12 protein-coding genes are annotated in these 7,387 nt (G+C 70.3%); 11 read left to right on the top strand and 1 reads right to left on the bottom strand.

Annotated features, from left to right (window positions below; all coding sequences use genetic code 11):
- Nucleotides 1-52: 52 nt before the first annotated feature.
- Nucleotides 53-520, bottom strand: a complete 468-nt coding sequence (locus VXC91_RS40290) for an NUDIX hydrolase (protein WP_329512329.1) — start codon at nucleotides 518-520, stop codon at nucleotides 53-55.
- Between the two features lie 18 nt (nucleotides 521-538).
- On the opposite strand from VXC91_RS40290, the gene VXC91_RS40295 reads away from it, so the two are divergent.
- From VXC91_RS40295 to VXC91_RS40345, 11 genes are all read left to right on the top strand, one after another.
- On the top strand, nucleotides 539-1,318 hold the full coding sequence (locus VXC91_RS40295) for a GntR family transcriptional regulator (protein ID WP_329512330.1): 780 nt from the start codon (nucleotides 539-541) through the stop codon (nucleotides 1,316-1,318).
- Nucleotides 1,319-1,457: 139 nt separating this feature from the next.
- Nucleotides 1,458-1,808 carry an SCO3933 family regulatory protein gene (locus VXC91_RS40300; RefSeq protein ID WP_329512331.1) on the top strand — a complete coding sequence of 117 codons (351 nt, stop codon included), beginning with the start codon at nucleotides 1,458-1,460 and terminating at the stop codon, nucleotides 1,806-1,808.
- Between the two features lie 2 nt (nucleotides 1,809-1,810).
- Nucleotides 1,811-3,166: an FtsK/SpoIIIE domain-containing protein gene (locus VXC91_RS40305; RefSeq protein ID WP_329512332.1), complete on the top strand. Its 1,356-nt coding sequence runs from the start codon at nucleotides 1,811-1,813 to the stop codon at nucleotides 3,164-3,166.
- 81 nt (nucleotides 3,167-3,247) lie between these two features.
- Nucleotides 3,248-3,898 (top strand): DUF2637 domain-containing protein, encoded by a 651-nt coding sequence (locus VXC91_RS40310; RefSeq protein WP_329512333.1) that lies wholly within the window; start codon nucleotides 3,248-3,250, stop codon nucleotides 3,896-3,898.
- Between the two features lie 23 nt (nucleotides 3,899-3,921).
- Nucleotides 3,922-4,113 carry a mobile element transfer protein gene (locus VXC91_RS40315; RefSeq protein WP_329512334.1) on the top strand — a complete coding sequence of 64 codons (192 nt, stop codon included), beginning with the start codon at nucleotides 3,922-3,924 and terminating at the stop codon, nucleotides 4,111-4,113.
- Between the two features lie 11 nt (nucleotides 4,114-4,124).
- Nucleotides 4,125-4,280, top strand: coding sequence for a hypothetical protein (locus VXC91_RS40320; protein WP_329512335.1), 156 nt, complete (start codon nucleotides 4,125-4,127; stop codon nucleotides 4,278-4,280).
- A 23-nt stretch (nucleotides 4,281-4,303) separates the two neighbouring features.
- The gene (locus tag VXC91_RS40325; protein WP_329512336.1) at nucleotides 4,304-4,615 is read left to right on the top strand and encodes a SpdD-like protein; all 312 of its coding nucleotides are present in this window, start codon (nucleotides 4,304-4,306) and stop codon (nucleotides 4,613-4,615) included.
- A 91-nt stretch (nucleotides 4,616-4,706) separates the two neighbouring features.
- Complete coding sequence (locus VXC91_RS40330; RefSeq protein ID WP_329512337.1) at nucleotides 4,707-4,892, top strand: hypothetical protein; 186 nt, start codon at nucleotides 4,707-4,709, stop codon at nucleotides 4,890-4,892.
- Nucleotides 4,885-6,264, top strand: coding sequence for a replication initiator protein RepSA (gene repSA / locus VXC91_RS40335; protein WP_329512338.1), 1,380 nt, complete (start codon nucleotides 4,885-4,887; stop codon nucleotides 6,262-6,264). Before VXC91_RS40330 ends, repSA begins: the two co-directional genes overlap by 8 nt.
- Nucleotides 6,261-6,452 (top strand): helix-turn-helix domain-containing protein, encoded by a 192-nt coding sequence (locus VXC91_RS40340; protein WP_329512339.1) that lies wholly within the window; start codon nucleotides 6,261-6,263, stop codon nucleotides 6,450-6,452. The genes repSA and VXC91_RS40340 overlap by 4 nt, the downstream gene beginning before the upstream one ends.
- A partial coding sequence (locus VXC91_RS40345; RefSeq protein ID WP_329512340.1) for a site-specific integrase occupies nucleotides 6,452-7,387 on the top strand: 936 nt, incomplete at its 3' end. The genes VXC91_RS40340 and VXC91_RS40345, both read left to right, overlap by 1 nt.

A 7,387-nucleotide genomic window follows, 5' to 3' on the forward strand; every position in this document is an offset into this window, starting at 1 on the left:
GAGGCGGCGCGCGCCCGTGCCGTGCGCGGGCCTTGATGAAGTAGGGAAAGTCTTATCCCGCTGGGATGAGCCGCCTGCCGTCGTGGCTTCGGACGTGTGGGCCGTTGCCGTCCAAGGCGTCCAGGAGTCGGACTGCGAAGACTTCGGCCATGCGCTTGCTGACCTCGTCGGGCGTGAGCCATTCGACCGCGGTGGACTCGGTGGACGTGCGCTCGGTGCCGCCCGAGGGCTTGCAGCGGAAGACCAGAGCCACGATGCCCCGCGTCGTGTTTTTGTAGACCCCGGTGAGTTCGTCGACCTCGACGTGGATGCCGGTCTCTTCCAGGACCTCGCGGGCGACGCCGGCCTCGGGGGTCTCGTTGAGTTCGAGTACGCCGCCGGGGAGCTCCCAAGTGCCGTTGTCCGCTCGGCGGATCGCCAGGAGGCGTCCGTCCTCGCGCACCACTACTCCGGCCACGGACACGGAGTGCAGCGGCGTTGACTGGCCTTCCCTGGCACTGTTACTCATGTACAGGAGCATAGGAGGAAGAGAAGGACTATGGGAACAGCGGTAGGAGGTGAGAGGGCCGTACCTCGGTACGTGCAGATCGCCGAGGAGATCGTGCAGCAGATCCGGGCCGGTGTCCTCAAGCCTGGTGAGATGGTGCCGAGTGAGTCGGAGCTGGTGGACCGCTACGGCGTCTCGGGCGGCACGATTCGCAAGGCCATGGTCGAGGTACGCGCGAGCGGGCTTGTCGAGACGCGACACGGCAAGGGCTCGATCGTGAAGGATCGCCCGCCTGTACGGCATCGCTCCTCCGACCGCTTCCGGCGCTCGCACCGCCAGGGCGGCAAGGCCGCGTACCTCGCAGAGTCCGCGCAGTCCGGCGCCACGGCCAAGGTCAGCGTCCTCTACATCGGCCCGATGGAAGCCCCCGAGGATGCTGCCGAGCGACTGGGCGTCTCGGCCGGCACCCAGGTGCTCGCCCGGCGTCGCCTCTACTTCCGCAACGGCACCCCCGTCGAGACCGCGACGTCCTATCTCCCGTGGGATGTCGTCAAGGACATCCCCGAGCTGTTCGCCGAGAACCCCGGCGGCGGTGGCATCTACGCCCGACTCGAAGACCACGGGCACGAGTTCGCGGAGTTCGTCGAAACGCTGCAGGCGCGTACGGCCTCCAAGGCGGAGGCGTCGGAACTGGCACTCAGCCCCGGTGCTCCGGTGGTCCACCTGATCCGTGAGGCGCGCACGACCGAGGGCCGTGTGGTGGAGGTCTGTGACACGCTCATGGCCGCTGACCAGTTCATCTTCGAGTACCGGATCCCTGCTGCCGACTGACGCAGACTCAACTCTCCTCAGCCCGTCGCGAGTTCTTCATCGCGACGGGTTGACTCATGTATAGGAGTCAGGCACTCTTCTTCGTGTCACTCATGTACATGAGTGACGGAGTCCAACCCCTGTAGAGGAGTGACCAGCTGTGCGTCAGATTCCCGTCGACACCTCCGCGGCGACCGTGATGGTCGCCAAGACCCCCCAGCCCAAGGTCAAGGACCGCCGGACCGGTGAGATCGCCACCGATGCCGAGACCGGGGCGAAGTTGATGACCGTGGACGTGATGTTCGCGGCGAACGATGAGGTCGAGATCCTGTCCGTCACCGTCCCCGAGCCCGGCATCTCCGGTGAGCTGGCCATGGGCACCCCGGTCGCGCTGACGGGCTTGATCGCCCGGCCGTGGGAGAACGACTTCAACGGCCAGAAGCGGCACGGCATCGCCTTCCGCGCGGTCGCCGTCACCTCGCTCGCCGCCGGCTCGGCGAAGGCGGCCTGATCATGACCGGGTTCACGGTCGCGTTGGTGCTGGTCGCTGCTGCTGCGGGTCTCCTGCGGTGGCGGCGCCCGGCCTGGTACTGGCTGACCTTCGGGGTCACCCTCGCCTCGATCCGGGTCCTGGTCCGCTATGCCACGGTCATGGACGCCTGCGGCCTGACCGTTGCCCCGTCACGGTGGCGGCTGGCGTTAGCCCGGGCCACCAACCGGCCCGCCCCGGAATCCCGCCCGCCGCGCATCCTCCTGCTGCGCCCGACCCGCACCGGCCTGCTCCTGCGGCTGAAGCTGCGGCCCGGTCAGGACGCCTTCGACGTCGCCGCCGCCTCCGACCGGCTGCGCCACTCCTTCTCCATGTACGGCGTCACCTCGCGGGAGGTCCGCTCGGGTGTGGTGGAGGTGCGGATGACCGGCTACGACGTCCTCAAGCGGGTGCAGATGCCCGCCACGACCGTCACCCGCCCCATGCGGGTCCCCGTCGCCCTGCGCGAGGACGGCTCGATCCACTACCGCGACTACCGGGCGATACCCCACGCCCTCACCCTCGGCGCCACCGAGTCGGGCAAGTCGGTGTACCAACGCAACCTGGTCGCCGGACTGGCCGCCCAGGATGTCGCCCTGGTCGGGATCGACTGCAAGCAGGGGGTCGAACTCTTCCCGCTGGCCCGCCGGTTCTCCGCCCTGGCTGACAACCCCGACACCGCCGCCGACCTCCTCGACGCCCTCGTGGCTCGCATGGGGGAGGTGTACCAGCTCATCCGCGCCGAGCAACGCATCACTGCCGACATCCCGGACGCGGAGATCGCCGCCGACATCTGGGACCTGCCCGACGACATCCGCCCCACGCCCGTGGTGGTGCTGGTGGACGAGGTTGCCGAACTGGCCCTGTTCGCCTCGAAGGAGGAGGAGAAGCGGCGGGAGCGCATCGTCACCGCCTTGGTCAGGCTGGCTCAGCTCGGGCGTGCGGCCGGTATCTACTTGGAGATCTGCGGGCAGCGCTTCGGCTCCGAACTCGGCAAGGGCATCACCATGCTCCGCGCCCAGCTCACCGGCCGCACCGCCCACCGCGTCAACGACGAAACCTCCGCCAACATGGCCTTCGGCGACATCTCCCCGGACGCCGTCCTCGCCGCCATCCAGATCCCCGCCGACATGCGCGGCGTCGCCGTCGCCGGTGACTCCACGGGCGGCTGGCACCGCATCCGCGCCCCGCACACCTCCCTGCGCCAGGCCGTGAACGTCTGCAACGGGTATGCCGATCGGACCCCGGACCTGCCCGAACTGGCGCCGTTCCGACCCTCGTTGCCCGGCATCTCCTCGGCTCCGGTGCCGCTGTCCAAGGCTGCCCCGGCGACGGCCTGACCCTCCCTGCCCTGCGGTTGACGTGACCGTCTTCGCGCCAGGTCCCTACCCCTCCATGCCTCATACCAGGAAGGAGTCACGATGAGCCGCCCCGCACTCCGCATCGATGCCGTGCTGGTCCAGGCCGTCATTGCCGGGGCGCTGTCCTTCGCCCACCTGCACGACTTGGCCGCCGCTGCCGGGCAGGCCGGGTGGAAGGCGTGGGCCTACCCGGTCAGCGTCGACCTGCTCCTGGTCGCCGCCTGGCGACGCCTCCGCAGCGACGGCCCCTCCCGGCTGGCCTGGTCCTGGTTTGTGATCGCCCTGTTCGCGTCACTCGGCGCCAACATCGCCACCGCCGGATTCCTCGACCTGGCCAACCCGCCCGCCCTGCTCCGGCTCGGCATCGCCGGATGGCCCGCCCTCGCCTTCCTGGGCGGCACTCTCCTCGCCCACTCCAATGGACACCAGGAGCCGCATCTGCCGGCACCCGTGGCCCCGGACCCTGCACCCCGCGTCGAGCCCGAGCCCGTCAGCGCTCCAGAGCCCGAGCCCGTATCGGTCGAGCAGGCCCCGGTCCTTCCGGCTGCCGACCCGGTGCCTGCGGTTCCGGCGGTGCTCGTCGAGCACGCACGCAAGGTCGCCGACGACCACCGGGCCCGCACCGGTACCCGAATCGACACCGACACCCTGCGCGCCCGCCTCGGCGTCCCGCCGCCGCTGGCCGACGCCATCGCCGCCCAACTCGCCTAACCCCGAAGGGAGAACCACCGACCATGCCTGCCCGTGACCAGTTCCACTCTGTGATGCGGATCGGCCCGGTGCAGATCGGCACCCACCGCGACCGCAACGGCCAGACCAAGCACGCCGCGGTGTGCACCAACGACCGGTGCGGCTGGTCCGCCGACTACTCCAGCTCCTCCGCCGCCCAGCTCGCCGCCCGCACCCACCGCTGCCACGCCCGCTAGGAGACAAGCCCATGCAGGTTCCGCTCTGGCTCGCCCTGATCGTCGTCGGCTACCTCGGCGTCAAGCTCATCCGCCCACCTGCCTGGCTCGTGGCCGTGCTCCTCCTGGGCGGCTTCCTCCTCGCCGACAGCGTCCTCGCCCCCGCCATCGACAGCTTCATCAAGTAACGCCCACCGAGAGGAGATCCACCGTGCTCCGCCCCAAGGTCCCCACCAACCCGATGCCGACCGGCCTCGTCACCCCGCCCGCCGTCATCGAGCCAGCCACCGTCGTGCAACACCCGGTAGCCCCCGCACCCGTGCCGGTGGCCCCGGCCCGGCCCATCGTCCAGCTCACGCCCGGTGCCGTGATCGCGCTCGTGGGTGGTGGCACGGCCGTGGTCCTGGTCGTCGGCGCCGTCGTCGTCTCCATGCTCCTCGCCGTCGCCATCACCGGCGCCTCGCTCGCCATCTGCGCCCTGGTGATCCGCTCCCTGATCACCGCCGACGCCAAGCGGCGCTGACCGGCCCCCGGGCGGCCCTGATACCGCCAAGCATCCACCGCCCGGGAGCCATGCCCCCATCCGATCCCGTGGAACCGGAAGGAACCCCAGCATGACCGACCGCACCACAACGGCGCCCCGCATCTGCCCCAACTGCGACGGCTTCGCCTCCGCCGCCATCACCCTCGGCGGCCGCAACGCCCGCGGCCAGCTGCGCACCATCACCGCCCACTGCCCCGCCTGCAACGGCACCGGCATTGCCCCCACCCGCCGCAACCGGGAGGGCGCCCGTGCCTGAGCAGCTGCTCGACCCGACCACCCTCGGCGACTTGCTGAGGGTGGCCTCGGCCGACGACTACCACCGCTGGGAAGACCAGATCCGCCGCACCGGCGGCTGCGCCGACCCCATCCACCTGACCGGATGGACCCTCCACAAAGACAAGACCACCGGCGAGACCCTGCACCACTACAGCACCGAGAACGAGCCCGGCGGACGCCTCCGGATCGCGTGCGGCAACCGGCGTGCCTCCCGCTGCCCCGCCTGCGCATGGACCTACGCGGGCGACACCTACCACCTCATCCGCGCAGGCCTGGCCGGAGACGACCGCCGCGACATCCCCGCCACCGTCCGCGACCACCCCCGCGTCTTCGCCACCCTCACCGCCCCCTCCTTCGGCCCCGTCCACAACCGGCCCGACCGAGGCGCCTGCCGCTGCGGCACCCGTCACACCACTGACGACCCCGCCCTCGGCACGGCCCTGGACCCGGCCACGTACGACTACGCGGGCGCGGTCCTCTTCAACAACCACGCAGGGCAGCTGTGGATGAGGTTCACCACCCGTCTCCGCCGGGAGATCGCCGCCCGGGCCAGCCTCACCCGCCGTGAACTCCCTGACCACGCCCGTCTGTCGTACGGCAAGGTTGCCGAGTTCCAGAAACGCGGTGCTGTGCACTTCCACGCCGTGATCCGCATCGACGGACCGGAAGGACCGGACACCCCGCCCCCGGCCTGGGCAACGGTCGAACTCCTCGCCGACGCGATCCGCGCCGCCGCCGCGCACTCCTACACCTCAGTCTCGGTGCCGGCCGCTGGCGACCAGCCCGCCCGCACCTTCCGCTGGGGCACCCAACTCGACGTACGCCCCGTGAAAGCCTTCGGCGACGGCTCCGACATCACCGAACAGGCCGTCGCCGCCTACGTCGCCAAGTACGCCACCAAAGCAGCCGAGACCACCGGGACCCTGGACCGCCGCATCGGCGAACTCGCCGAACTCGACCGCCACGCCGTGCCCGACCACGCCCGCCGCCTCATCGAAGCCTGCAAGCTCCTGGATTCGCTCTACCCGGACCGCCGCCTCTGGGCCTGGGCCCACATGCTCGGCTTCCGCGGCCACTTCTCCACCAAATCCCGCCGCTACTCCACCACCCTCGGCGCCCTCCGCCAGACACGCGCCGACTACCGCGCCGCAGAAGAACGCGAATCCCTCGGCCTGGACGACGTCGAACCGGACACCGTGCTCGTCCTGGCCGACTGGCAATACGCCGGCCACGGCCACACCCCCGGCGAATCCGCCCTCGCCGCGTCGATCGCTCGCGACCTCCAGCTCAACCGCGACACCGCCCGCGAAGCCCTGCGCGACCAACTGGCCCTGGAAGGAGCCGCAGCATGACGACCGCAACCGCAGAGCTGCTGACTGTCCCGGAAGTCATGGCCCGGCTCAAGCTCGGCCGCTCCACCGTCTACGACCTGATCCGCTCACGCCGCCTGGTCTCCATCACCATCGGCCGCGCCCGCCGCATCCCCGCCGATGCCGTACGGGACTTCATCACCCACGAGACCGAGGGGGCCGCCGCCTGATGCCTGGACAGCGCAAGCGAAACCCCAACGGCGCGGGCACCATCACCAGGCGCAAGGACGGTCGCTTCCAGTGCGCGGTCTACGTTCTCCAGCCGGATGGCACCCGCGCCCGCAAGTTCGCCTACGGCAAGACCTGGGCAGAGTGCGACGCCAAGCGACGGGAGCTGCTGGACAAGGTGGAGGCCGGCGTCCCGGTACCCACCCGGTCGGCCAAGCTCGCCGAGTGGCTGCCGTACTGGCTGGACCACTTCATCAAGCCCAACCGCAAGCGGACGACGTACAACAAGTACGCCATGCACGTGCGCCTCTACCTCGTGCCGCTGCTCGGTACCAAGAGCCTGGAGGCATTGGGGCCCCGCCACGTGCGGACTTTCGTCGCCGAGGTCTCGCGCCTCGCTTCCCCGGCCACGGCCAAAGAGGCACACCGCGTGCTGAGGACCGCCCTCGCCGCGGCCTGCCGTGAGGAACTGGTGACGCGCAACGCCGCCTCGCTCGTGGAGGCCCCGAAGGTGCCCCGTCGTGACCTGTCTCCGTGGGACCTGGACGAGACGCTGGCGTTCCTGGAGCAGGCACGCAGCGACCCGCTGTACGCCGCCTTCGTCCTGGCGGTCTCCATGGGCCTACGGCGCGGCGAGATCCTGGGGCTTCGCTGGTCGGATGTGGACCTCGAGCATCGCGTGTTGCGGGTCAGCAAGCAGGTGCAGCGTGTGGGTGGGGAGCTCTACGAGGACACCACCAAGAGCGGCCGGGCGCGCCCCTTGCCCCTCCCCCTGATCTGCCTTGCGGCGCTCCGTTGGCACCGGATGCGACAGTCGGATGCGGCGCGGCGCAAGGGAGTGGAGCTCTCCCCGTCCTCGTACGTCTTCACCACCCGCACCGGCCGCCCGATCGACCCGCAGAACGTCAACCGGTCGTTCTTCCGCATCACGGCCGCA

The sequence above is a fragment of the Streptomyces chiangmaiensis genome, assembly GCF_036281785.1.
GTDB classification, from domain to species: domain Bacteria; phylum Actinomycetota; class Actinomycetes; order Streptomycetales; family Streptomycetaceae; genus Streptomyces; species Streptomyces chiangmaiensis.